This window comes from Pseudactinotalea sp. HY158 (assembly GCF_009660225.1).
Taxonomy (GTDB): domain Bacteria; phylum Actinomycetota; class Actinomycetes; order Actinomycetales; family Beutenbergiaceae; genus HY158.
Genome location: NZ_CP045920.1, coordinates 694703 through 718412, shown reverse-complemented (window position 1 = coordinate 718412; position 23710 = coordinate 694703). Strand labels below are relative to the sequence as shown.

Below are 23710 nucleotides of genomic sequence, written 5' to 3'. Positions count from 1 at the left end.
GAGTGAATCGACATGCCATTACCAGACGCGATGGACGTCGCCCCGGCCTATTCGTTCAGCGTGACGATCGACGGTGTGCAGGTCCCCTACGTCATGGAGGTCTCGGGCCTCAAGGCCGAGGTCGACAAGGTGACCTACCAGCATCAGGCGGCGGACGGGAAGTTCATCACCCGCCAGATGATGGGCAGGCAGAAGCCCGGCGAGTTCACAGTCAAGCGGGGGCTCACCGATTCGAAGACGATCACCGACTGGCTCAAGGCCGTCATGGGCGGGGATCTCGCCGGATCGCGGAAGACCGCCGAGGTGGCGATCTACTCCTCGGACGACACGATCGTGAAGAAGCTCAGCTACCGCAACTGCTGGGTCAAGGACGTCGAGGTGAGCGGCACCCTCAAGGCCGGCTCGACCGACCCGATCGCCGAGTCGTTCACGGTCTGCTGGGATGAGATGGAGTTCCAGTGAGACGAGGCTCCCCTCCGGAGCTCGCCGAGGCTCCGACTGCACTCCCGGTCCAATCCGTGCAGTCGGAGCCCTCGCCGCGGGAGACCCTGCGCACGGAGTTCGACTTCGTGCTGCCGCGGGGGTATCTCGATGCGGACGGGGTCCTGCACCGGGAGGGCACGATGCGCCTGGCCACGGCCCGGGACGAGCTCATGCCCGCCTACGACGCCCGTGTTCAGGAGAATCCGGCGTTCACCACCGTCGTGCTGCTCGGGCGGGTCGTGACCTCGCTCGGGACCCTCGGCAGCCTGGGCCCGTCGGTGGTGGAGAACATGTTCGCCTCCGACGTCGCGTTCCTGCAGGACCTCTACCGGCGGGTCAACACCGAGGGGCACACCCGGGCGGCCGTCACGTGCCCGGACTGCTCACACCGGTTCACCCTCGATCTCTCGGACGGTCGCCTGGGGGAATCGTGACGTACGCGCCCAAGCAGATCTACGAGGAGGTCGCGTACGTGGCTTATCACTTCCATTGGCCGCAGGATGACATCCTCGATCTCGAGCACGGCCAGCGGCTGCGCTACGTGCACGAGATCGCGGCCATCAACCGGCGGATGTCGCAGGAGGTCTGATGCGCTGGCCCTGGCAGAGGCGGACGGAGGAGCCCTCGGGCGGCGCCCAGCCCGCCGGTTCCCGCATGCCCGGCACTGGGCCCGCTGGGCCGACCGAGCCCACTATGCCCGCTGGACCGGCTGGGCCGCCCCCGATGGGGTGGGCGCACCTGCCGCCGTTGCAGCGTTCGCTCGCGCCGTCCGCGTCCATGGAACTCGGGGGCTCGTCCTGGACGACCCTCGGCCGTTCCCCGCTGGTCACCGGCACGATGAGTCACCTCGTCTCCTCGTCCGGTCCCGCGGGCGTCGTCGACGGCGACGGGGTCGGCCTCGGAACGGCCGCGGAGTCCGCCACCGCCGTCACCGCCCGTGAGGTGGACGTGCCGGTCGTGAGCCGCAGTGTCTCGCCCGCCGTGGCGCGCCGCGACCCGCTCGCGCTGCGGTCGCCGTTCCTGAGCGCAGGGACGACGGCCCTCCCCCGCACGAGCTACCCCACCGGGGAGGAACTCACCCTGGCGCCCTCCCCCGGCGTCCACGGTCCCGCCGAGCTCGCAGCGGAGGACGGCACCGGCCACCCCGGGCGGAGCACGTCCTCGACCCCGACCGCCGCCACGCCCCCGGGGCAGCCGGTTCAGCCGGGGCAGCCGGTTCAGCGTTCGGTCGAGCAGGCCGGCCCCGTGACGGCGATGTCGCTCGGCGATATCGCGGCCGTCGCGGCCCAGGCCGCGCTCACCGGGCAGACGGATGTGCCGATCGCACCGGTCGATGCCGCGCCGGTCCTCGGCGCACCCACGGAGCGGTCGGGTCCGGCCGCCCAGCGCAGCGCCGCGGACCGGCCTCCGCTCCCCCGGGTCGACCCCTCCCGGCCGCACGCTCCCGGTCTCGGCGCGCCCCTGCGCCCGAGCGCTCCGGCCCCCCGGCACGTGCCCACCCCGAAGAATCCCACCCAGCAGAAGCCCACCCTGGACGTACCCGCGCAGCGCTCCCCCGCGCCGGAGCACTCGGGTCCCGGGCCTGCCCGGGCATCCAGCACCCCGAGTGCCCACGTGGCGTCCGTGCCGGCCGCTCCGGCCACTCCGGCCCCGGTGCAGCGCCGAGCGGAGTCGGCCGGGATCGCCGGCGCTGTCGAGGTCGCCCGGGTCGCCGGGACCCCTGCGGACGCGAGCGCTGCCGTGGTGCGCGTGGAGCCACCCGGCGCGCCGGACCCCGCCGACCAGACCCTGCTGCAGCCTCCCGTACAGCGGAGCAGGGGCTCCGCCGCGACCGAATCGGCGGTGGTGCCCGCGTCGGCTGTGCCGGCACCCGCTGTGCCGCCGGCTTTCGAGCCACCTGCGCCCGAGTCGCCGGCTTCCGAGGCAGCTGCAGGGCCCGGCGAGAGCCAGGTGTTCCCGCCGCGGTCCACCGCGATATCGCTTCCGGGAACGCGAGCGATCCCCGTCACCGGCGTCCCGGCCGTCCCGGCCGGCAACTCCCCCGCCACGCCGACCATCTCCACCCGAATGCCGGTGCAGCGCTCCGCGACGACCCCGGACGTCTCCGGGGCCGCACCCTTCCCCACGTCCGGGCACGGAGCCCCGGCAGTGTCTCCGCCGGTGCCGCCCCGTTCCACCCGTCCAACGACTGGATCGCGATCGCTTGGGGAACCTCGACGGAGCCCGGGCTCAGCGTCGACCTCGACACCCGGCTCCGTATCGGGCTCGTCGCCCGGCCTCCCCGTCGCACGCTCGGTCGCGCCCGGTTCGACGGGGGCTGCGAGTTCCCGCGATGCGACCAGTTCCGCCAGTTCGACTGATTCGGCTGATTCGACCAGTTCGACCGGTTCGACCGGTTCGAGCACCGCCGTGGATGGGCCCAGCGCTCCGGCCCCGTCCGCGGACGTCACGATCTCACGATCTGTAGCGTCCTCAGCGTCCACAGCGTCCTCAGCGTCCTCAGCGTCGGCAGAGGCGGCAGAGGCGGCAGAGGCGGCAGAGGCCGCGATTCTCGCCGATCGCCCGCCGGCCCTCCCGCTCGACGAGTCCGGATCGGCCGGCCCCGGCCCCTCGGTCGGCCCCCCGGCCGGCTCGATCGACTCGATCGGCCCGATCGGCCTGGACGGCTCGATCGGCCCGGCCGGCTCGATCGGGCAGTCAGCCGCCACCGCTCCTGTCGCCCCCACCGCTCGGGTGCAACGAACGACGCAACGGTCCCGGCCGTCCGGCTCCCCGGACACGTCCGTGACAGGTCCGTCCGTCCCTCCCGGTTCGCGGCCGCCCACCGCATCTGCAAGCGCTCGTTCGGGCGTAGCCAATTCGCCGGCGACGTCGCCGGCGGCGCCGGCGAGCGGTGCTCCCGGCCGAGGCCCCGGCGGCACCACGCTCGGGGCCCCGGTCGTCGCCCGCGCCGCGCACCTCCCCACTCCTCGCGCCACGGCTGCGGTGACCCCGTCATCGACCCGCCCGCACACAGCAGGCACAGCAGGCACGGCGAGCACAGCGGGTCCCGCTCCCGTCGTGCTCAGGGCCCTGACCGACCGTGCTCCGACCGGCCACGCGCTGACCGACCGGGCCCCGGGCGATCCGGCGCCGGCCACCCGAGCCGACCCGGCCGCCCGACCCGACCCGACCACCCGCGCCGACCTGCCCACCGGTCGCCTGTCCGCCGGCGGACCGTCCACCGTTGTCCGTTCCACCGGTGGCGCGGGCTACCGGGAGAGCGCGTCGTCGAGGACGGCCCGCACCACGGCACCCGGCACCACGGCACCCGGCCCCATGCCACCCGGCACCACGGCGCTCCTCACGCGCACCGCATCGATCCAGCGCACCGCCCCCGAGTCACGGCCACTGCTCTTCGCGCCGGGCACGAGCCTGCCCCTCGCCGGGGCGATGACCACCCTGCAGCGCTCCGGCACGCCGCTGGACGAACCGGCCTCGCTCCCCCTCACCACCGACACGGCCTCCCCGCCTTCGCCGCTCTCCCCGGCCGCGCCGCTCTCACCCTCCGCGTCGTCGTCGTTCACGCCGGACAGCCCGGTATCGCTCGCCCGGTCCGTGCCCCCGGGCGCCGTGCTCGCAGGCCCCGTGCCCCCGGTCCAACACACCGCGAGGCCGTCCCCGCGGCCGGCGGAGGCGCTGGACGTCGTCCAGCGGGCACCCGCCCGTGGCCCGTCACGGCCGAGCTCGCCGCCGCCGCGGCCGTTGCCGCAGCCGCCACAGCCACCGCAACGTCCAGAGACCGCGGCGCCCGCGGATCCGCCCCCGACCGGGACCCCGAGTGGTCCCGAGTCGCAGCAGCCGACCGCCGAGGAGGGTGCCGCCCGGGCGGAGATGGCGCCGCAGGAACTCGACCTGCTCGCCGGCCAACTGCTCGATCCGCTGCTCCGGCGGCTGCGCCAGGAGCTCCTGCTCGACCGGGAACGGCGCGGGCACCGCGTCGACAGGAGGTGAGACATGCTCGCAGACACCGACACCGCGGTGACGATCCAGTTCCTCGTGAGCATCGACAATCAGCAGCTCGGCACGTTCACGGGCTGCGAGGGCCTGGGCGCCGAGGTGTCCCTGGAGACCCATCAGGAGGGCGGGAACAACCAGTTCACCTGGCAGTTCCCGAGCCGGATCAGTTACCCCACGATCAAGCTCACCCGACCACTCGGTGCGGACACGAGCCGGATCGCGACCTGGATCACGGGGATCACCCGCGGCTATCAGCGCCAGACCGCGACCATCAAGGCGATGACCACGAACGGAACCCTCGTGGCCCAATGGGGCCTCGAGGGGGTGGTGCCGGTGCGCTGGTCGGGGCCCTCCTTCAGCCCGGACTCCCCGCAGATCGCGACCGAGACCCTCGAGATCGCCCACCACGGGTTCATCTCGTGACGAGTCGAAGGAGACCACGATGCCCGTAGCGATCCAGAACGTCACCACCTCCACCGGGTCGGGCGGCGGCGCCGCGCCGCCGACCCGGTTCGAGAAGGCGTACCTGCAACTGTACGAGCCCTCCCGTGACGGCACCCTCTCCCAGCCCGGCGGGCGGCTCGAGCGGGTGGACTTCCAGTTCAACCCCACCCACCTGACCGTGGCGAAGTCGGCGCGTTGGGCCCGGGCGACCGGAACGGGCAATCAGAGCAGCGGCCCGCCGCAGTATCAGGGCCCCGAACCCTCGAAGCTCGACCTGGAGTTGTTCCTCGACGCCTCGGCCACACAGGACAACTCCGTGGTGTCGAAGGTCGAGCTGCTGCTCGGCTGCTGCGTGCCCACCCGGTCCTCCCACTCCCAGGACCGGGACTCCCCGCCGTGGGTCATGTTCCGCTGGGGCGGCATCACGAGCTTCCTCGCCTACGTCTCGAAGGTGAGCGCGAAATACACGATGTTCTCCTCCGGCGGCCTGCCGATCCGGGCGGCCGTCACCCTGACCCTCGAGGAGCTCTCCGGCAGCACCCCGGGCCAGAACCCGACCTCCGGCGGGCTCGTTCCCCGGCGCGCCCACGTCATGGTCGAGGGCGACACGCTCGCCGCCCTCGCCTACCAGGAATACGGCACGGCCGCACTGTGGCGCAAGGTCGCCCAGGTCAACGGCATCGACGACCCGTTCCGGGTCCGGGTCGGCACCACCGTGCTGCTTCCGGCCGCCGAGGAGCTCACCGGCGCCCCCGCCGATCGTGAGGGGGCCGGCCGTGCCTGAGGGCTTCTCGTACGCCGTCGTGGTCAAGGTGGACGGGTGCCCGCTGCCGGCGCAGGTCGCCGAGCGCATCACCGAGGCGTACGTCGACGACTCGGTGCATCTGCCCGCCCTCGTGCACCTGCGCTTCTCGGATCCGCACGACCGGGTGCTCTCGACCGCCTCGATCAAGATCGGGGCCGCACTCGAGGTCGCCGTGCAGTCGAGCCGCCCCGGCCCGCCCGAGCCGCTCATCACCGCGACCGTCACCGCGCTCGAACGGGAGATCGACGCGCGGGGCCAGTACACGATCGTGCGCGGGCTCGATCACCGGCACAAGCTTCAGGGCGCCACGAAGGTCACGAGTTTCACGGACCAGAAGGTCTCGGACATCGCGACGACGGTCGCGCGGGCGGCCGGGCTCACCTGCAAGGCATCCTCGATCGGTCCGATCTACCCGCACGTGCTTCAGGACGGCCGATCCGATTGGGACTTCCTGTGCCGGCTCGCCGCGGACCACGGCGCCGTCATCGCCATGGAGGGCACGACCCTCACGTTCGGCCAGCCCACGAAGGCCGCCACGGCGGCGGGCGGCCCGACCGAGATCGACGTCGCGGACCAGGTCATCCACCTGCGCAGCACCGTGACCGCGAGCGGTCAGGTCCAGGACACAGAGGTCCACGGCTGGGACCCCAAGGCGAAGCAGGCCGTGGTCGGGCGGGCGCCGGCCGCGTCCACGAGCGCGCAGCTGAGCCAGAGCCCCGCGACCCTCGGCCGCAGCGGCGGCACCCAGCTGCTCAGTGCCCCCGGCCTCGTGAGCCAGGCCCAGGCGGAGGCCCGCGCGAAGGCGGAGATGGCCGCCCGCGCCGGCGGCTTCGCGGAACTGGATGCGCGGCTGCGCGGCAACCCGGCCCTGCACGCCGGCACCGCGATCACGCTCAAGGGTGCGGGCGCCGCCTTCGACGGCATGTACGCGCTCACCGCCGCACGGCACACGTTCGATGCAGTGAACGGCTACGTCACGGACGTGACGGTGGCCGCCGCCTCGGAGCGGTCCGGCTACGGCGTCGTCTCCGCCGGGAACGGCGCCGCGGCCACGGAGCATCCGGCTCATCGAGGCCTGCTGCCGGCGATCGTGACCGACTTGAACGACCCTGAGAAGCACGGCCGCGTACGAGTCAAGTTCCCGACGCTCGACGACGCCGAACAGAGCTGGTGGGCGCGGGTGATGCAGACCGGCGCGGGCGCGAAGCGCGGCGGTGTCGTGCTTCCCGAGGTGAACGACGAGGTGCTCGTGGCCTTCGCGGACGGGGACGCCCAGTCCCCGTACGTGCTCGGGGGCCTGTACAACGGCAAGGACCAGCCGCTCACCGGATGGCCCCAGACCCTCAACTCCCGCGGGCAGGTGATCCGCCGGTCGTTCACCTCCCGCACGGGGATGTTCATCGAGATGTTCGAGGACGAGGGCGGGGCGACGCTCACGATCGCCACGAAGAACTCCGACCAGCGCCTCATCCTCACGCAGTCCCCGCAGGGCGGGATCGAGCTCGCATCCACGGGGCCGATCGACATCAAGGCGGACGGCGCCATCGCGATCGAGTCGAAGCAGAAGCTCTCGCTGGCCGGGATGGACGTGGCGATCAAGGCGAACGCCGGCCTGACCATGGAGGCGACGGGCGCCGCCAAGCTCACCGGTTCGACGGTGGCGGTCGAGGCGCAGGCGACCGCGACCGTCAAGGGAAACGCGTCGGCCGAGTTGAGCTCGAGCGGGCAGACGGTCGTGCGCGGGTCGATCGTGCGGATCAACTAGGAGGGCTGAGATGGCAGAGGACTTCATCGGCTCCGGCTGGGCGTTCCCGGTGCGCACGAGCCGCACCGGGAGCATCGCGCTCACCTCGGGCGAGAACGAGATCGAGGAGAGCATCCGCCTCATCCTGGCCACCGCTCCGGGCGAGCGGCCGATGCGCCCCGAGTTCGGCTGCGGGGTGCACGACTACGTGTTCGCCCCCGCCGACGCGGGGACCGCCGGGGACATCGCCTACGCGGTCCGGGTCGCCCTCGAACGCTGGGAGCCGCGGATCGACCTCGAGGGGGTCACGGTGAGGTTCGACGCCGCGGCCTCCGGGGTGCTCTACATCGACATCAGCTACTCCCTGCGCGGGAGCAACGACCCGCGCAACCTGGTGTTCCCGTTCTACGTCATCCCCGACCACGAGGAGGCCTGATCATGCTGCCCACGCCCCATCTCGACGATCGCCGGTTCCAGGACCTGGTCGACGACGCCAAGCGGCGCATCCAGGCGACCTGCCCGGAATGGACCGACCACAACGTGTCCGACCCCGGCGTGACCCTCGTGGAGACCTTCGCGCACATGGTCGACGAGCTCTCCTACCGGCTCAACCGCGTGCCCGACCGGCTCTTCGTCACGTTCCTCGAGCTCATCGGCGTGCAGCTGCAGCCGCCGTCGGCGGCCCGGGCCGACCTGACGTACTGGCTCTCGGCGCCCCAGCCGGAGGAGGTCCGCATTCCCGCGGGGACGGCGGCATGCACGCCCCGCGAGGAGAACGAGGATCCCGTGGTGTTCGCCACGACCCACGATCTCGTGGTTCCGCCCCGCACCCTCGCGCACGTGCTCGTCGAACAGGCGGACGGCGACCCCTCCTCCCGGGATGCGAACCTGCGCGAGGGGGATCGGTTCTCCGCGTTCACCCCCGCCCCGCCGCGCGTCGGCGACGCGCTGCTCGTCGGCCTCGACGACGCGGCCCCGGGCTGCATCGTGTCGATCCACATCGACGCCCAGGTCGAGGGACGCGGGGTGGACCCGCGGTTCCCGCCGCTGCGCTGGGAGGCGTGGGCCGAGGGCGGGTGGCGTGAGTGCGAGCTCGACTCGGACGGCACGGGCGGGCTCAACCGGTCCGGCGAGGTGGTCCTGCACCTGCCGGCCCTGCACGAGACCTCGGTCATCGCCGGCGAGCGCGCCGGCTGGCTGCGGTGCCGCGTGATCGAGCCGGATCCGGGCTATCCCACGTACAGCGCCTCCCCGACGATCGCCGCGATGAACGCCGTGACGGTCGGCGGGACCGTGCCCGCCGTGCACGCCGAGACGATCACCGAGGAGATCCTCGGGCTGTCGGAGGGCACCCCCGGCCAGGTGTTCCGGCTCGCCCACGCACCGGTCGTTCCCGGCGACGGCCCGTTCGTGCTCGAGGTGGCGGCCGGCTCCGGCTGGCGGGAGTGGACCGAGGTCGACTCCTTCGCCGGCCTCGACGCCTCCGCGACCGTGTTCCGGCTCGACCGGGCCACCGGGGAGCTCCACTTCCCGCCCGCGGTGCGGGAGGCGGACGGCTCCCTGCGAACCTACGGGGACACTCCGCCCAAGGGTGCGCCGATGCGGGTTCCCTCCTACCGCACCGGCGGCGGGCCGCGCGGAAACGTGGCCGCCCGGACCGTCGTGGTCATGAGCGACCTCATTCCGCTCGTGAGCCGGGTGGAGAACCGGCGTGCCGGCTTCGGTGGCGTGGCCACCGAGACCGTCGATCAGGCCATGATCCGCGGGCCGATCACCCTGCGCACCCGAGACCGGGCGGTGACCGCGGAGGACTACGAGGAGCTCGCGCGGCAGGCGGCGCCGTCGATCGCCCGGGTGCGCTGCGTCGTCGCCGATGGCGAGGACGACCGCGGCGGGGTGCGCCTGCTCGTCGTGCCCGCCGCCGTCGCCGACGACCAGGGCCGGCTGGCGCTCGAGGATCTCATCCCCTCCGAACGGGCGCTCGCGCGGATCTCGTCGTATCTCGACGAGCGGCGGCCGATCGGTGCGCGGCTACTCGTGGAGCCGCCGTTCTACCAGGGGGTCACGGTGGTGGCGCGGATCCTGGCGCGCCCGCGGGCCGATTCCGCCCGGCTCGAGGCCGAGGCGGTCCGCGCGCTCAACTACTATTTCGATCCGCTCACCGGCGGTCCCGACGCCACGGGGTGGCCGTTCGGGCGGCCCGTGCAGGCGGGCGAGGTCTACGCCGTGCTGCAGCGTCTGCCCGGCCTCGACCTCATCGAGGACGTCAAGGTGTTCGGTGCCGATCCCCTCACGGGCAAGCGGGGCGAGCCGACCGAGCGGATCGCCATCGATCAGCACGGTCTCGTGTTCTCCTACCAGCACCAGGTGCGGGCGATGGGGGGCCGGTGATGCGCGGCCGGCTCCCGGGCGTTCCGAGCCCGTTCCCCCTGATCGAGCGGCTGCCGGCCGTGTACCAGGACGACGACTTCCTCCGCCGGTTCCTCGCCGCCTTCGACGAGTCGCTCGCCCCCCTCTTCCTCAGTCTCGACGGGCTCGGGGCCTACGTGGACCCCGAACTCGCACCGGAGGACTTCCTCACCTGGCTCGCCACGTGGGTGGGCATCGAGGTGGACGCTGCCTGGGACGTCGAGCAGCTGCGCCAGGTCGTCGCCGGCGCCGTGCGACTGCACGCGCGCCGCGGCACGGCCGCCGGCCTGCGCGCCGCCCTCGGACTCCTCGTCGACGGGGAGGTGGTGGTGACGGAGAACGGGGCGGCCGCCTGGTCCACCTCGTTCGGAGCGGACATGCCCGGTGACCCCGTCCCGCGCCTGCACGTGCGGGTGACCCCGAGGCCGGGCGGTTCGGTGCGTGCCGACCGCCTCGAGGCCCTCGTGACCGAACTCAAGCCCGCCCATGTTCCCCACACCGTGGAGGTGGTGAGCTCATGACGACCTGCCCGGCATGCGGTGCCCGCAACGAGGACGGCGAACTCTTCTGCGGGAACTGCGGCGTCTACCTCGAATGGGACGACCCGACCAGCACGACCAGCACGACCAGCACGACCAGCACAGTTGACACAGCCGGCACGACCAGCACAGCCGACACAGCTGACACAGCTGACACGGCTGACACAACGAGTACCCGGGGCTCCCAGGGCTCGACCGGCGCGCCGGCCCCCGCGGCGTCCGTGCCCGAGTCGGGGAGTGAGTCGGCCGCGAGTGCGACGAGTGCACACTCGCCTGCACCTCCACCGCCGCCGGCCCCGGCCCCGGCCACCCCTCCCCGGGCGCCCGCTGTGCCGACCGAGCCGGCTGTGCCGACCGAGCCGGCTGTGCCGACCGAGCCCGCCGAGCCCGAGCCGGGGCCCGCGGCCACTGGGCAACCCGAGCGACCCGAGCGACCCGGGCGTCGCGCGGGTGGCACGGCGGCCTCCGCCCTGCGGCCTGGCCCGCTCGGCTCCTCGGTCCCGCACGTCCCCGGCATGTCCTCCCCGGCCGGCAGCGCCCGCAGCTCCGCCTCCCAGGCCGGGTACGAGGCGACCTCGAAGGCCGCCTCCTCGCTCGGCCTGCCGCCGGCGATGACCGGGCGGGCTACCTCGGCGTTGAGTTCCCTCGGGCGGGGTGCCCGGCGCCGCCGGGACGACCGGAAGAAGGCCGACGACCAGGTCCCCCAGTCCCCGGCCGAGACACAGGTGGCGGCACCGACGAGACACGCGGCCGAGGAGACGGCGGCCCCCGCGCCCGCGCCCGAGGAGGTGTCGTCCCCGGCGACCTCCGACGCGGTGGCGCGCGACGCCGCGTCGGAGCAGGCGGTCGTGCCCACGCCGGTCGCCCCCGTCCGGCCCGCCCCCGTCCAACCCGCCGGCGTCCAACCGGCCGTACCCGCCCCGGTCCGGCCCCAGGCGCCGAAGCCGCGTCGGCACGTCGAACCGGCCCCGGCGGAGGAGCCGCCGCCGGCCCCCGGAGACCTCATCTGTGGCGCCTGCGGGGCCGGGAACGCGCCCCACCGCAAGTTCTGCCGCCGCTGCGGAGCGAGCCTGATCGATGCTCCGGTCCAGGGCCGGCTCAGCCGGCGGGAGCGGCGCAGGCTCCGCCGGAGCCGCCGTCGCGCGGGCCCGACGGCGGGGACCCGGCCGACGACCCGGCGGCGCCGGTTCCCGGTGAAGACGGTCGTGGTGCTCGTGATCCTCGCCCTCGCGGGCACCGCCGGATGGATCTACCGCTCGAGCCTGGCCGACGGCTACAACGTGGTGCTCGACCGGGTCAACGGCAATCAGGTGTTCAATCCCTCCGCGGCGACCGCCTCGAGTTCGCAGAAGGGGCACGGGGCGGACCTCGCCCGGAACGGGGTGAACACCGACTATTGGGCTCCGGAGGCCACGGGCGGCGGGGACGGGGAATGGATCGAGTTCACCTTCGACGAACCGTTCCGGCTCGTGCACGTGCTGCTCACCTCGGGTGCCTCGACGCAGGACAAGGAGCGGCTCGCGCAGGCACGGCCGAGCAAGGTGCGCTTCAGCGCGACCACGGGCGACGGCACCCGGCAGATCAAGGACCTGCCGGTCGAGGACGTGGGAACGGCGCAGGAACTCCTGCTCCGGTTCGACGACGTGACGACGCTGCGGATGACCGTGCTCAGCTCGTATCCACCGGCGGACAAGGATCCCGCGGACGCGCGGGTGGCGGTGGCGGAGGTGGAGTTCAGAGGTCGATGACCTCGTGCACGCCGAGCTCCCCGAGCATGTCACGGTAGGCGCGCGCGGCGCGTTCGGCCGCGGCGGGTTCGCCTGCTCGGCGCAGGGCGGCGACCTGGAGCCGCCAGGCGTCGTCGCGGTAGTGGTCGATGTCGATGCTGCGCTGGGCGGTCGCGACCGCCGCCGACCAGCGGGTGGCGTCGAAGTGGAGCCGGGCGAGCTCGGAGGCGGCCTCGGCGGCGCTCGCGCGGAGACGTTCGCGGTGTTCCTGCACCCACTCGGCCGCGCCCTCCTCGGGGAACAGGTCGCCGCGGTAGAGCTCGACCGCATGGGCGAGCTGCGTCAGCTCCTCCTGGGCGTCCCGGGCGAGGCGGGCGACCTTCGCCTCGTTCAGCGCCGCCTCGAACTCGCGGACGTCGACGTGCGAGCCCGGCGCGAGGTTGAGTCGGTAGGCCTCCCCTGTGCGTTGGATGATGCGGCTCGCCCGCCCGGGCACACCGGGCTCGATCGCCGATCGGAGCGTGGACAGGCTCACCTGGAAGTTCCGCATCGCCGAATCGGAGTCGAGGTCGCCCCACAGGGCGTCGGCGATCGCGTCCCGGTGAACCTGGCGACCCGCATGGATGCCGAGGAACTTGAGCAGCGCCCGGGCGCGGGGCCGCAGCCGGCTCAGGTCGCCGGCCCGGCCGTCGACCGCGAACGCGAAGCCGCCGAGGCAGCTCATCCGCACCCGCGGTCCCGCATCGTGCTCGCCCTGTCGGGACCCTGTCGCCGTGGATGCGCCGCGTGTCTGCCCGGGTGGCTCGGGCGGCTCGGCCGGCTCGGGCGGTGTGAACGGTGTGGATGGTGTGGGCGGCGGTTCGTGCGCGGCGAACCATTCCCAGGGCCGCAGCCCGAGGTCCACGTCGATGGCGGCGCCGCGAGCGAGCGCCAGGTAGTCGTCCCGGCGTGCGGGATCGGCGTGCCGGAGCGCGGCGTAGGCGAACGGGGCGGCCCCTGGAACGGCGGCATGACGCACCGCGTCCTCGGCCCCGCGGGCGAGCCGGTCGGCGTCCGGCAGCCCCTGGGAGGCGGCCATGAGGGCCCCGATCGACTCGCACCACACGGCGAGGGTCGCGGCGTCCATGCTGCGCAGTCGCTGGCCGAGATCGAGGAGGTCGCCGGCGCGGCCGCGATCGTGCCGGCACTGCGACAGGAGGGTCACCATCGCGATGAGCGCGCCCGCACCCCGGTCGCCGCGGGCCTCGTGCTCGGCCACGAGTGCCACGAGGTCGCGGCGGGTGCGGGACTGACCGAGCGCGAGCGAGAGGCCCGTGGCGAGCCGCGCCAGCCAGGTGAGGCCGAGCCGGCCCGTGTCGGCGGCGATGTCGTCGAAGCGGGAGGCCGTGCTCTCGTCCGGTCCGCGCAGCAGCGCCCGGATCGTCACGAGCGCGAGGCTCGCCGCGTGCCCGGAGGGGGCCTCGGGATCGGCCGCGGCCACGAGTGCGCTGAGCACGGCCGTCGCGTCGATGCACCGGCCGGCGAACGCGAGGGCGAGGCCTTCGACGAGTCGGCCGTCCGGCCCATCGACCTCGCGGGCCGCCCGGGCCGCGGCGAGCGGGTCCCGCCGGACGGCCGCGCGCAGCAGGTGGCCCCACGTCGGGTTCGGGCTCGGCGTCGCGGTGGGATCGCGCCAGGCCGCCACGTCGGCGATGATCCGATCGCAGATCCGCCTGCCGACATCCTGGGTAAACGCCTCGCGGGCCCGGCGGGCCTCGAGGTCGGCGGCGGCGAGCCGGCCGTCGTTGTACAGTCGGCGGGCCTCGGCCACTCCGCACCAGGGATCGGCCTCCGTGAGCCAGCGCGGGAGCAGCGGGGCCCAGGTGCTCGGGCCGCCACCGGCCTCGGTGCCGCCGACGATCCGGTGGCCGTCGTGGCGCAGCAGTTCGCGCACTCCCTCCCAGTCCTCGCCCCGGGCGCGGGCACGGAGGGCCTCGACGTTCGCCCGCTCGGCCTCGAGCAGGTCGGCGACCATCCGGTACCAGGCGTGCGTCGCCTCGGCCCCCAGCTCCTCGCGCAGCATCGTCTCCAGGTGGCGCCGCAGCACGTCGTGGTAGTGGAAGGTCACCCCGCCGTCGAGGGTCGTGGTGAACGCCTGCCGGTCGGTCAGGTCGCGCAGGATGCGCTGGGAGTCGGTGATCCCCAGGAGCAGATCGCACCGGCGGGCCGTGAGCACGTCGAAGACCGAGGTCCGCACGAGGAACTCCTGCGTGGCGGCGGGCAGCGTGGCGAGCACCTGCTCGGAGAGGTAGCGCTGCGCGTAGCGGGGCCGGGCGGCGAGCGCCTCGACGGCTCGGCGCCGGTCGACGTGCTGATGGCCGACGGTCGCCAGGTGGAACAGCTGGAGTGCGGCCGCCCACCCCTGGGTGTAGCGCGTCAGGGCCGCCACGTCGTGCGGGGGCAGCGGCGCGCGATGGACCTGTTGGAAGAGCTTCTCCACCTCCCACGTGCGGAAGCGCAGGTCGTCGCCGGTGAGCAGCACGACCGGGGGCAGCTCGCTGCGGGCCATGTTCACGCGCGGGAACACCCGGGACCCGAGCAGGAAGCGGATGTTGGGCGGGGCGAGCAGGATGAACCGCTCGAGCTCGGCGGTCATGGCGCTCTCGGCGATCGCGTGCAGGTCGTCGATCACGAGCAGGAGCCGGCCGGGATGGTCCCGCAGGAGCCGGGCCAGTTCGGCCACGTCGGCGGGCGCGGCCCCGTTCGGGCGCAGATGCGCGCCGAGGGCCTGCCACAGCCAGTCGAGGAGCCGTCCGGTCGCCGCGGAGACGTCGAGCCGGCACCACGCCACGGGCATCGCCGCGGACTCCGCCCACTGGGCCATGAGCGTGGTCTTCCCGCTGCCGGCCGGGGCGACGAGCAGGCCGAGGTGATCGCGGGCGACCGGGTCGAGCCGGCGCAGCAGTTGTTCCCGGCGCAGCCCGACCACCGAGGCCGGGACCGGGTTCGTCGGCGGCGACATCCCGGGCTGCGCCGGTGGGACGGGGTCACCGAGTGCGAACGAATCGGGTTCCGGCCTCGCGGCGGGCACCTCGCTGGCTGTCATAGCACCGCCAGTCTCCCACGGGCGTCCGATCCCCGGGAATGGCTCCGGCCCGTGGGACGGCCTCATGTTCACCCGCCGCCTCACCCCGCGCTCACCCCCGGGCGGTGCTCGCTCGCGCCCCGGCCCCACCCCGTCCCGCCTGCCTATCGGGGCGGCTCGCCGGGGGCACGCGGTTCGATGTTGAAGTTGTCGCGGAACACGTTCTCCGGGTCGTAGCGGCGCTTGAGGTCGCGCAGCCGGGCGAGGGTCGCCGGCGGGAACGCCTCGGCCAGTCGCTCGGCGCTGCGATCGGTCTCGAAGCTCAGGTACAGGCCCACGAAGTGGGAGCGCATCGGCTCCCACAACGGGTCGAGCCGGGAGGGGGTCCCCATCGCCAGTACGGAGAACTGGGCGCCGCGATGCGCGAAGGCCGTCTCGTGCGGTGCGACGTCCGTGGTCGCGCCCCCGAGGGCGCGGATCTGGAAGAAGTACGTGCCGCCGCCGCGCAGGAGCCGCTCGGCGTCGCGAGCGAAGTCGGCGCTCACGCGGGTGAGCAGCCCGGACCGGGCGGCGGGCTCGCCGGAGCCCGCATGCCCCGTGCGGGGGCCTGCGCTCACGAGGGCGTCGTAGGGCAGGAGCGCGACCTGCCGGTCGACCATCGGGGCCACGGCGGCCAGCGGCTGCAGCCGGGAGACGATCGTGTCGGGATCGTCGGAGTCGACCACGGTCATCGTCTGCGCGAGGAAGCGGCCGTCCCGCGAGCCGCCCATGAGCAGGAAGCTCGTCACCTCCCGCGGGGACGCCTCGACCGCGGCACCCCACCGCTGCAGGAAGCCCGCGATGTCCGCGGTCACGTCGAAGACGAGCCGGCCGAAGCCGATCTCGCCGACCTCCGCCACCTCGAACTCGAACGCGACGGCGATGCCGAAGTTGAATCCGGCCCCGCGCATGCCGAAGAACAGGTCCGCCTTCTCGCTCTCGCTCGCCCGCACCCGGGAGCCGTCGGCGAGGATCACCTCGACCGCGCGCAGCCGATCGATCGTCAGCCCGTGCGCGCGGGAGAGGAACCCGATGCCGCCGGCGGTGGCGAGCCCGCCCACGCCGACCCCGCCGGAGTCGCCGGAACTGAGCGCCCAGCCGTGGGGGCGCAGGGCGGCCGCCACGTCGCCCCAGCGGGCCCCGGGCTCGATCCGCACGAGCCGGGTGCGTTCGTCGAGCACGTCGATCGAGCGCAGGTGGCCCAGGTCGATGACGATCCCGCCGTCGTTGGTCGAGCGGCCGGAGAAGCCGTGACCGCCGCTGCGCACCCCGAGGTCCACGGGTTGGGTGCGTGCCCACTCGAGCGCGAGCGCCACCTCGCCGGCCGAGCGCGGCCGCAGCACGAGACCGGGCGCGCCCCCGCGGACGTAGTTCGAGCGCACCGCCCCGTAGCCGGCGTCGCCGGGTTCGACCGCGTCGGCCCGCAGGGCGGTCGGAACGGCGTCGTAGTCGATCCCCTCGCGGCGCCGGCGCCGTACCCGCGTGGGGACGACGGAGCTCACCCGGGTGCCGGCCCGGGTCCGCCGCGTCGCCGCCGCCGCCCTCACGGCGGGCACGACGACCCGCGCGAATCGCTCGGCACCGGCGACGTCGCCGGTCGCGAGCAGGATCGTGGCGACCCCGCCGTCGACGATGAGCGCCACCAGGTCCGCCACCCGCGGGTGGGGGCCGCCTCCTCGCCCGGTCAGGTCGGGCATATCCGTCAGCGTGAGAATGCGCCGAACCTCCCGGGGGTCGCGGCCCGCGGCGATCGCGGCCGTATCGATCGCCTCATGGGCGCCGGTGAGCCGGTCGAGGCTCACGATTCCGGCCGGGACGAGCCAGCCGTCTGCGTGCCGGCCGACGAGGTCGAGCTGCTCCGGGGAGTCGCCGCTCAGGTGGATGGGGAGGTGGCGCGCCGGTGCGGGCCCGCGCTCGGCGCCGGCGACCCGGTGGCGGGAGCCGTCGGCGTGCAGCCGGCCCGGCCGGCCGGCGTCCCACATGCCGCGGATGATCGTCAGTGCCTCGACGAGCTCGGAGTCGTCGGTGTCCTCACCGGTCAGGCCGAGCTCGACCCGGCCGCCGCCGAGGAGATCGAGGCTCGCCGCCGCCCGGGCGAGCACGGCGGCGTTGTGATCGGCGGTGCGCACACCGGTGGCGGCGAGGCGGATCCGGCTCGTGCGTCCGGCGATCCAGCCGAGCACGGTCCAGGGCTCGGCGGGGCCGCCGGCATCCGCCTCGGGGTTCCCCACGGTGACGAGGTCGAGGCCCGCCTCCTCTGCGAGCCGTGCGAGGCGGACCGGCGCGTGCGGGTCCTCGATGCCGGCCTCGAGCGCGAGCCCGAACTCCAGCGGGTGGCCGTAGTCGGTCATGCGCGTGCGCCGGCGACGAGCTCACGGACCGCGGGGGCGACCTCCCGGCCGAAGACGGTCAGGTCGGTCGGGTCGTCGCTGCCGAGGATGAACGCGCTCGTTCCGTACTCGGTGGCGAGCTCCGCCAGCTGCTCGGCCCACTGCTGCGGCGTGCCGGCGAACATGCCGGGCGCGCGCCGGCCGGAGAAGCGCCCGCCGATGTTGAGGAGGCGACGAATCGCCGCGGGGGCGCGACCCACGGAGGCGGCCGCGTCGTCGATACGCTCATTCGCCTTCGCGAGCTGCCCCACGCCCGACAGGTACCCCCACGAGGGCAGCCAGCCATCGGCCTTGGTGCCGACCATGCGCAGCATCCGCGGCTTGTACGCGCCGAGCCAGATGCCGACGTCGTGCGCGGGGGCCGGCCCGCGCTTGGCCCCCGCGAGCCGGTGGTGGCGCCCCTCGACCACGAGGCGGGAGGTGTCGGAGGTGTCCCAGAGGCCGCGGATGACGTCGATCGCCTCCCCGAGCGCGGTCACGGCCTCGCCGGGGGTGAGCCGGTCGACGCCCAGGGCGACCATCGCGTCCCAGAACGCGCCCGTGCCGAGCCCCAGTTCCACGCGGCCGCCGCTGAGGAGGTCGAGGGTGGCGACGGAGCGGGCGAGCACGGCCGGGTTGCGCAGCGGCACGTTGAGCACGTTCCCGGACAGGTGGATCCGGCTCGTGCGGGCGGCGACGTGGCTCAGCAGGGTCCACGTGTCGAGGAAGGCCGGCTGGTAGGGGTGATCCTGGAACGTGACGAGGTCGAGCCCGACGGCCTCGGAGTGTTCTGCCAGCGCGACCACCTCCTCCGGCGCCCGGTTCGAGGGCGTGAGGAACGATCCGAAGAGCAGGTCGTGGCCGTAGTCCACCGCGGGGTCCGTTTCGTCGCAGGTCGTCGTGAGGGCGTGGGGTGCGATCGGTCCAACGCCGGGCCGGGCCCGTTCCTTCCCGCTCGTCGTCTCACATCGCGGACGACGTCTCGAATTCCGAAGCCGCGAGCCGCTTCGCTCCCCCGCGGCCGGGGCGGATGCGTACTCTTCGAAGACGTGCGCACCGATGAGGATGCGACCCGGATGCGGTGTCCGGTCACAGAGCGAGGAGAGACAGATGAGAAGAACCCGCACCCCCCTGGCGGTCCTGGCCGTCGCGGCCATGACGGCCGTGTCCCTGGCGGCCTGCTCCGCCGAGGATTCCGGCGGCGGTGACGCCTACACGGAGCTCATCGGCTCGGGACCGGTCGCCGACGACGCCACGGTCGAGGCCAACGAGTGGGCCAGCGGCGTGCGCGAGGCCGGTGTGCTCGAGGTCGGCGGCACCGAGACCTCCGAGCTCTTCTCGTTGCTCGACCCCACGAGCGGCGAGGCCCGCGGCTTCGACGCCGCGATCTCTCAGCTGCTCAGCCGATACATCCTCGGCGAGGTGAGCACGGACCTGCAGCAGGTCACGGTGGACACCCGCGAGTCGCTGCTCGAGCAGAACACGGTCGACACGGTCATCGCCACGTACTCGATCACCCCCGAGCGAGCCGAGCGGATCGCCTTCGCCGGCCCGTACTACAGCTCCCAGGCGGGGATTCTGGTCACGAAGGACAACGAGGAGATCACCTCGATCGCGGACCTCGCGGGCAAGAAGGTGGCCACCCAGGCGAACTCCACCGGCGTCACGCTCCTCGAGGAGGAGGCGCCCGAGGCGGAGATCGTCGCACTGCCCGACCACGCCCAGGCCCTCGCCGCCGTGCAGCAGGGCAACGCGGACGCCTACGTCATCGACGAGACCCTCCTCCTCAACGCCGTCGTGGCCGAGGACGACGTCAAGCTCGTCGGCGAGGCGTTCGGTCCGCGTGACCTGTACGGCATCGGCGTGAACTCCGACTCGGACGCGGTCGACTTCATCAACGAGTTCCTCACCCAGATCACCGACGACGGCACGTGGGCGAAGGTGTGGCAGCTGACGATCGGCGACCGCACGGGCCTGGACACCCCGCCGGCGCCGCCGACGCCCGGGGACACCGGCCTGTGACAGGCGGGGAGTGAGGATGCGATGGGCGTTCTGATCGAGCACTACGTGCCGACGCTCGCGTCGGCGCTGTGGCTCACCCTGCGCATCACCGGGATCTCGTTCGCCGGGGCGCTCGCGGCCGGCACGATCCTCGCCGTGTTCCGGATCAGCCCGATACCGCCGCTGCGGGCGGTGGGTTCGGTCTACGTGGAGATCTTCCGCAACGTCCCGCTCGTGGCGCTCGTCGTGCTGGTCGTGTACGGCCTGCCCGACATCGGCTTCAATCCCGGGTTCCTGCCCGGGGTCATCCTCGCCACGACCGCCGTGGGCACCGCGTTCGCGTGCGAGACCCTGCGCACCGGGATCAACACGGTCGGCGCCGGCCAGGTGGAGGCGGCCCGGGCGATCGGGCTGTCCTTCCTGGGGATCATGCGGCACCTGGTCGTCCCGCAGGCGGCCCGCTCGGTCGTGGGCCCGCTCGTGACCCTGTTCATCGGGATCCTGCTCTCCTCCTCGATGGCCGCCGTCGTGGGCCAGCCCGACCTGACCTACACGGCCTCGCTCATCAACTCGAAGGAGGCCCTCGGGCTCGTCACCTTCGGCGTCGTCGCCGTGATCTACGCGGTCATCTCCCTCCTCGCGGCCGGAATCGGCTCGCGGGTCGAGGCGCGGGTGCAGGTGCTCAGGTGAGCGCCCACGCCGTCTTCGACACGGCCGGGCCGCGGGCCCGCCGGTGGATCCGCCTCCTCACCTGGCTCTCGCTCCTCGCGCTCGCGGGCCTGGCGGCCTTCGTCGTCTACCGCTTCTCCGCCTCGGGGGCGCTCGCGCCCTCGAAGTGGCGCACGTTCACCGAGCCGGGCACGCTGCGCTACCTCGGTGTTGCCTTGAAGAACACGATGGTGGCCGCCGCGGTCGCCGGCCTCATCTCGGTGCCCGCGGGGCTGCTGCTCGCGCTCGGGCGCCTCTCGCACCTCCCGCCGCTGCGGTGGCCGTGCATCGCCTTCATCGAGCTCTTCCGGGCGATCCCGGTGCTGCTGGTCATCTACGTGTTCATGTTCGCGCTGCCCGCGTACGGGATCAACGCGAGCCGGTTCGCCCAGCTCGTGCTGCCGATCTCGTTGTGCGCCTCGGCCGTCATCGCCGAGGTGTTCCGGGCCGGCATCCTCGCCCTTCCCCGCGGGCAGACCGAGGCGGGCCTGACCATCGGGCTCACCCCGGGGCAGACGTTCCGTTCGATCGTGCTGCCGCAGGCCCTGCGGATCGTCATCCCCTCCCTCGTGGCGCAGGCGGTCATCGTGGTCAAGGACACGGCGTTCGGCTACGTCGTCTCCTACGCGGAGCTGCTGCAGAGCGGCCGTGTGCTCATCGCGAACACGGGCGATCTCGTGCAGACCTACCTCGTGGTCACGATCGTCTACATCGTCGTCAACGTGCTCATCTCGGCGGCCGCCCGGGCCCTCGACCGGCGGATGGGCCGCGCGGGCGCCCGGCGGCTCTCCCTCGCCACCCCTCGCCGGATCCTGTTCGGCCGCTGAGGTGCCCGTCCGCCGCTTTCGCCGTGACCGACATCACCCTGTGACACATCTCGGTCACGAATCGATAACGATGGCAGCGGCCGCCTCGAGGGCTCCCCTCGATGCGGACTTTACGTTGACGGCCCGCGGCAGATCGCAGGTCGCCCCGAGCGGGCCCACCGGGTCAAGCGGGGGCAAAATGAGTCAATTCCGGCTTTTCCGCCCTTGACGTGGCCGCTCTACTCGTTAGGTTGGAACGCGATGCCTGACATAAGCGCAGACCCCGTTACCGATCCCGATCCGACCGTTCCGAGTCCCCCCGAATTCCGCTCCCCCACCCTCGCCGACGGCAGTCCCATGTGGCGCCTGGCGCGGGACACCGGCGTGCTGGACCTCAATTCCTCCTACGCCTACCTGCTGTGGTGCCGGGACTTCGCACAGACCTCCGTCGTGGCCGCGATCGACGGTGCATTCGCGGGGTTCATCACCGGGTACCTCCGTCCCGACGCCCCGGGCACCCTGATGATCTGGCAGGTCGCCACCGACGCCCGCTTCCGTGGTCGCGGGCTGGCGAAGGGAATGCTCGATCACCTGGTCGAGGCCACCCGGCCGGACCGGCTCGAGACCACGATCACCGCGGACAACACGGCCTCGATCTCGCTGTTCACCGGGTTCGCGGACCGTCGCGGAGCCACCTGCTCGCGCACCGCGCTCTTCACCCCGGAGCACTACCCGGACTCCCACGAGACCGAGTACCTCTTCGAGATCGGACCGCTCTCCTGAGACCGGTCGATGCGGCGATCCCGCCCGTCGACTCACAGCTCCACCAGACAGTTCACTTCGGCACCCCGCCGAGAGGAAAGGACACACCCGTGACGACCGACGTCTTCGACACCCTGGAATCCGAGGTTCGAGGCTACCCGCGCAATTGGCCCGCGACCTTCGTCGCCGCCTCCGGCTGCCGGCAGCGCGCCGAGGACGGCACCGAGTACCTGGACTTCTTCTCGGGCGCCGGCGCGCTCAACTACGGCCACAACAACCCCACCCTGCTCGCACCGCTGCTCGAGTACCTGCAGTCCGGGGCCGTCGTCCACTCGCTCGACATGAAGACCCCCGCGAAGCGGACCTTCCTCGAGACGTTCGACCGGCTCATCCTGTCCCCCCGCGGGCTCGACTACAAGGTCATGTTCCCCGGGCCCACGGGCACGAACGCGGTCGAGGCCGCGCTCAAGCTCGCCCGCAAGGTGACCGGGCGCGAGCACGTGCTCTCGTTCACGAACGCATTCCACGGGATGACCCTCGGCTCGCTCGCGATCACCGGCAACGGCATGAAGCGCAAGGGCGCCGGCATCCCGCTGAGCCACAGCTCGACCATCCCCTACGACGACTACCTGGACGGCGAGACCCCCGACTTCCTGTGGCTCGACCGTGTGCTCGGCGACTCCGGCTCCGGCGTGGACAAGCCGGCCGCGATCATCGTCGAGACGGTCCAGGGTGAGGGCGGGCTGCGCGCCGCCCGGCCCGAGTGGCTGCGCGGCCTGGCCGAGCTCTGCAAGCGTCACGACGTGCTGCTCATCGTCGACGACATCCAGGCCGGCTGCGGCCGCACGGGCACCTTCTTCTCCTTCGAGGAGGCCGGCATCGTCCCGGACATCGTCACCGTGTCGAAGTCGATCTCCGGATACGGCCTGCCGATGGCGCTGACGATGTTCCGCCGCGAGCTGGACGTGTGGGAGCCGGGCGAGCACAACGGCACCTTCCGCGGAAATGCTCCGGCGTTCGTCACGGCGACGGCGGCCCTGGAGACGTATTGGGCCGACGACGACTTCCAGAACGAGGTGGCCGGCGTCATCGCCGCGTTCCACGCCCGGCTCGAGGAGATCGCCGTGCAGAGCGGCGGCTACGTGCGCGGTCGCGGGCTGCTCGCGGGCATCATGTTCAGCGACCCCACGGCCGCCAAGAAGATCGCCGCCGCGTGCTACCGCGGCGGGCTTATGGTGGAGACCTCCGGGCCGGAGGACGAGGTGGTCAAGCTCATGCCGCCGCTGACGATCGGCCTGGCCGACCTGACCGCTGGGCTCGACATCTTCGCCGAGGCGGTCACCAGCGTCGTCCGCACGCCCGAACTAGCCGCCGTCTGAGCCCGAGGAACCCATCATGATCGTCACCAACATCGAAGACTTCGACGAGACCGACCGCGACATCGTCACCGAGAACTGGCGCAGCCGTCGGATGATCCTCGCCCGGGAGAAGGTCGGCTTCTCCCTGCACGAGACGACCATCTTCGCCGGCACCACCTCGACGTTCCACTATCAGAACCACGTCGAGGCCGTGTACTGCGTCGGCGGCTCGGGCCGGATCACGAACCTCGAGACCGGTGAGGTGCACGAGCTGCGCGACGGCAGCCTCTACCTGCTCAACGGGCACGAGAAGCACACGCTCCAGGCCGACGAGGAGATGCGGATGGTCTGCGTGTTCAACCCGCCCGTGACCGGCCGGGAGGTGCACGACGAGAACGGGGTCTACCCGCTCGTCGTCGAGAACGACTGACTGCGGGACGTCGTTGTGCCATC

General features: G+C 72.9%; 20 protein-coding genes and 1 pseudogene. 18 read left to right on the top strand and 3 right to left on the bottom strand.

Annotation, left to right across the window (positions count from 1 at the left end):
- The first annotated feature begins 12 nt into the window (after positions 1-12).
- The 12 genes and pseudogenes from GCE65_RS03145 to GCE65_RS03100 all read left to right on the top strand — a co-directional run bounded on the left by GCE65_RS03145 (position 13) and on the right by GCE65_RS03100 (position 12171).
- Positions 13-462 carry a phage tail protein gene (locus tag GCE65_RS03145; RefSeq protein ID WP_152817441.1) on the top strand — a complete coding sequence of 150 codons (450 nt, stop codon included), beginning with the start codon at positions 13-15 and terminating at the stop codon, positions 460-462.
- Positions 459-917: a hypothetical protein gene (locus tag GCE65_RS03140; RefSeq protein WP_153877353.1), complete on the top strand. Its 459-nt coding sequence runs from the start codon at positions 459-461 to the stop codon at positions 915-917. The genes GCE65_RS03145 and GCE65_RS03140 overlap by 4 nt, the downstream gene beginning before the upstream one ends.
- Positions 914-1072 carry a DUF6760 family protein gene (locus GCE65_RS16200; protein WP_194928808.1) on the top strand — a complete coding sequence of 53 codons (159 nt, stop codon included), beginning with the start codon at positions 914-916 and terminating at the stop codon, positions 1070-1072. Before GCE65_RS03140 ends, GCE65_RS16200 begins: the two co-directional genes overlap by 4 nt.
- Before the next feature lie 2471 nt (positions 1073-3543).
- Complete coding sequence (locus GCE65_RS03135; protein WP_153877352.1) at positions 3544-4476, top strand: hypothetical protein; 933 nt, start codon at positions 3544-3546, stop codon at positions 4474-4476.
- Positions 4477-4479: 3 nt separating this feature from the next.
- Positions 4480-4905, top strand: coding sequence for a phage tail protein (locus tag GCE65_RS03130; protein ID WP_153877351.1), 426 nt, complete (start codon positions 4480-4482; stop codon positions 4903-4905).
- Between the two features lie 19 nt (positions 4906-4924).
- Positions 4925-5710 (top strand): peptidase M23, encoded by a 786-nt coding sequence (locus GCE65_RS03125; protein WP_152817438.1) that lies wholly within the window; start codon positions 4925-4927, stop codon positions 5708-5710.
- Positions 5703-7496: a VgrG-related protein gene (locus GCE65_RS03120; protein WP_194928807.1), complete on the top strand. Its 1794-nt coding sequence runs from the start codon at positions 5703-5705 to the stop codon at positions 7494-7496. Before GCE65_RS03125 ends, GCE65_RS03120 begins: the two co-directional genes overlap by 8 nt.
- 10 nt (positions 7497-7506) lie before the next feature.
- Positions 7507-7911: a GPW/gp25 family protein gene (locus tag GCE65_RS03115; RefSeq protein WP_152817436.1), complete on the top strand. Its 405-nt coding sequence runs from the start codon at positions 7507-7509 to the stop codon at positions 7909-7911.
- Between the two features lie 2 nt (positions 7912-7913).
- Positions 7914-9866 carry a putative baseplate assembly protein gene (locus GCE65_RS03110; protein WP_228760087.1) on the top strand — a complete coding sequence of 651 codons (1953 nt, stop codon included), beginning with the start codon at positions 7914-7916 and terminating at the stop codon, positions 9864-9866.
- Positions 9866-10405 carry a phage tail protein gene (locus tag GCE65_RS03105; protein WP_153877348.1) on the top strand — a complete coding sequence of 180 codons (540 nt, stop codon included), beginning with the start codon at positions 9866-9868 and terminating at the stop codon, positions 10403-10405. The genes GCE65_RS03110 and GCE65_RS03105 overlap by 1 nt, the downstream gene beginning before the upstream one ends.
- Positions 10402-10467: pseudogene (locus tag GCE65_RS16990) on the top strand (zinc ribbon domain-containing protein); the annotation flags it as partial. The gene GCE65_RS03105 and the pseudogene GCE65_RS16990, both read left to right, overlap by 4 nt.
- Positions 10468-10788: 321 nt before the next feature.
- The gene (locus GCE65_RS03100; protein WP_194928806.1) at positions 10789-12171 is read left to right on the top strand and encodes a zinc ribbon domain-containing protein; all 1383 of its coding nucleotides are present in this window, start codon (positions 10789-10791) and stop codon (positions 12169-12171) included.
- On the opposite strand, the gene GCE65_RS03095 is transcribed toward GCE65_RS03100, so the two are convergent.
- The 3 genes from GCE65_RS03095 to GCE65_RS03085 form a co-directional block, all read right to left on the bottom strand.
- A complete protein-coding gene (locus GCE65_RS03095; protein ID WP_194928805.1) occupies positions 12158-15235 on the bottom strand; it encodes a BTAD domain-containing putative transcriptional regulator in 3078 nt (1025 codons plus the stop codon). The genes GCE65_RS03100 and GCE65_RS03095 overlap by 14 nt on opposite strands.
- Before the next feature lie 143 nt (positions 15236-15378).
- Positions 15379-17604, bottom strand: coding sequence for an LLM class flavin-dependent oxidoreductase (locus GCE65_RS03090; RefSeq protein ID WP_153877345.1), 2226 nt, complete (start codon positions 17602-17604; stop codon positions 15379-15381).
- Entirely contained in the window at positions 17601-18494 is an 894-nt protein-coding gene (locus tag GCE65_RS03085) for an LLM class flavin-dependent oxidoreductase (protein ID WP_228760086.1), read from the bottom strand. Before GCE65_RS03085 ends, GCE65_RS03090 begins: the two co-directional genes overlap by 4 nt.
- A gap of 238 nt (positions 18495-18732) precedes the next feature.
- On the opposite strand from GCE65_RS03085, the gene GCE65_RS03080 reads away from it, so the two are divergent.
- The 6 genes from GCE65_RS03080 to GCE65_RS03055 all read left to right on the top strand — a co-directional run bounded on the left by GCE65_RS03080 (position 18733) and on the right by GCE65_RS03055 (position 23687).
- A complete protein-coding gene (locus tag GCE65_RS03080) occupies positions 18733-19644 on the top strand; it encodes a transporter substrate-binding domain-containing protein (protein WP_152817429.1) in 912 nt (303 codons plus the stop codon).
- 21 nt (positions 19645-19665) lie between these two features.
- Positions 19666-20313, top strand: a complete 648-nt coding sequence (locus tag GCE65_RS03075; protein ID WP_152817428.1) for an amino acid ABC transporter permease — start codon at positions 19666-19668, stop codon at positions 20311-20313.
- Entirely contained in the window at positions 20310-21158 is an 849-nt protein-coding gene (locus GCE65_RS03070; protein WP_153877343.1) for an amino acid ABC transporter permease, read from the top strand. Before GCE65_RS03075 ends, GCE65_RS03070 begins: the two co-directional genes overlap by 4 nt.
- Before the next feature lie 336 nt (positions 21159-21494).
- The gene (gene ectA, locus GCE65_RS03065) at positions 21495-21920 is read left to right on the top strand and encodes a diaminobutyrate acetyltransferase (protein ID WP_255475294.1); all 426 of its coding nucleotides are present in this window, start codon (positions 21495-21497) and stop codon (positions 21918-21920) included.
- Between the two features lie 89 nt (positions 21921-22009).
- Positions 22010-23278, top strand: a complete 1269-nt coding sequence (ectB, locus tag GCE65_RS03060) for a diaminobutyrate--2-oxoglutarate transaminase (protein ID WP_153877341.1) — start codon at positions 22010-22012, stop codon at positions 23276-23278.
- 16 nt (positions 23279-23294) lie between these two features.
- Positions 23295-23687 carry an ectoine synthase gene (locus GCE65_RS03055; RefSeq protein ID WP_153877340.1) on the top strand — a complete coding sequence of 131 codons (393 nt, stop codon included), beginning with the start codon at positions 23295-23297 and terminating at the stop codon, positions 23685-23687.
- The last annotated feature ends 23 nt before the right edge of the window (positions 23688-23710 follow it).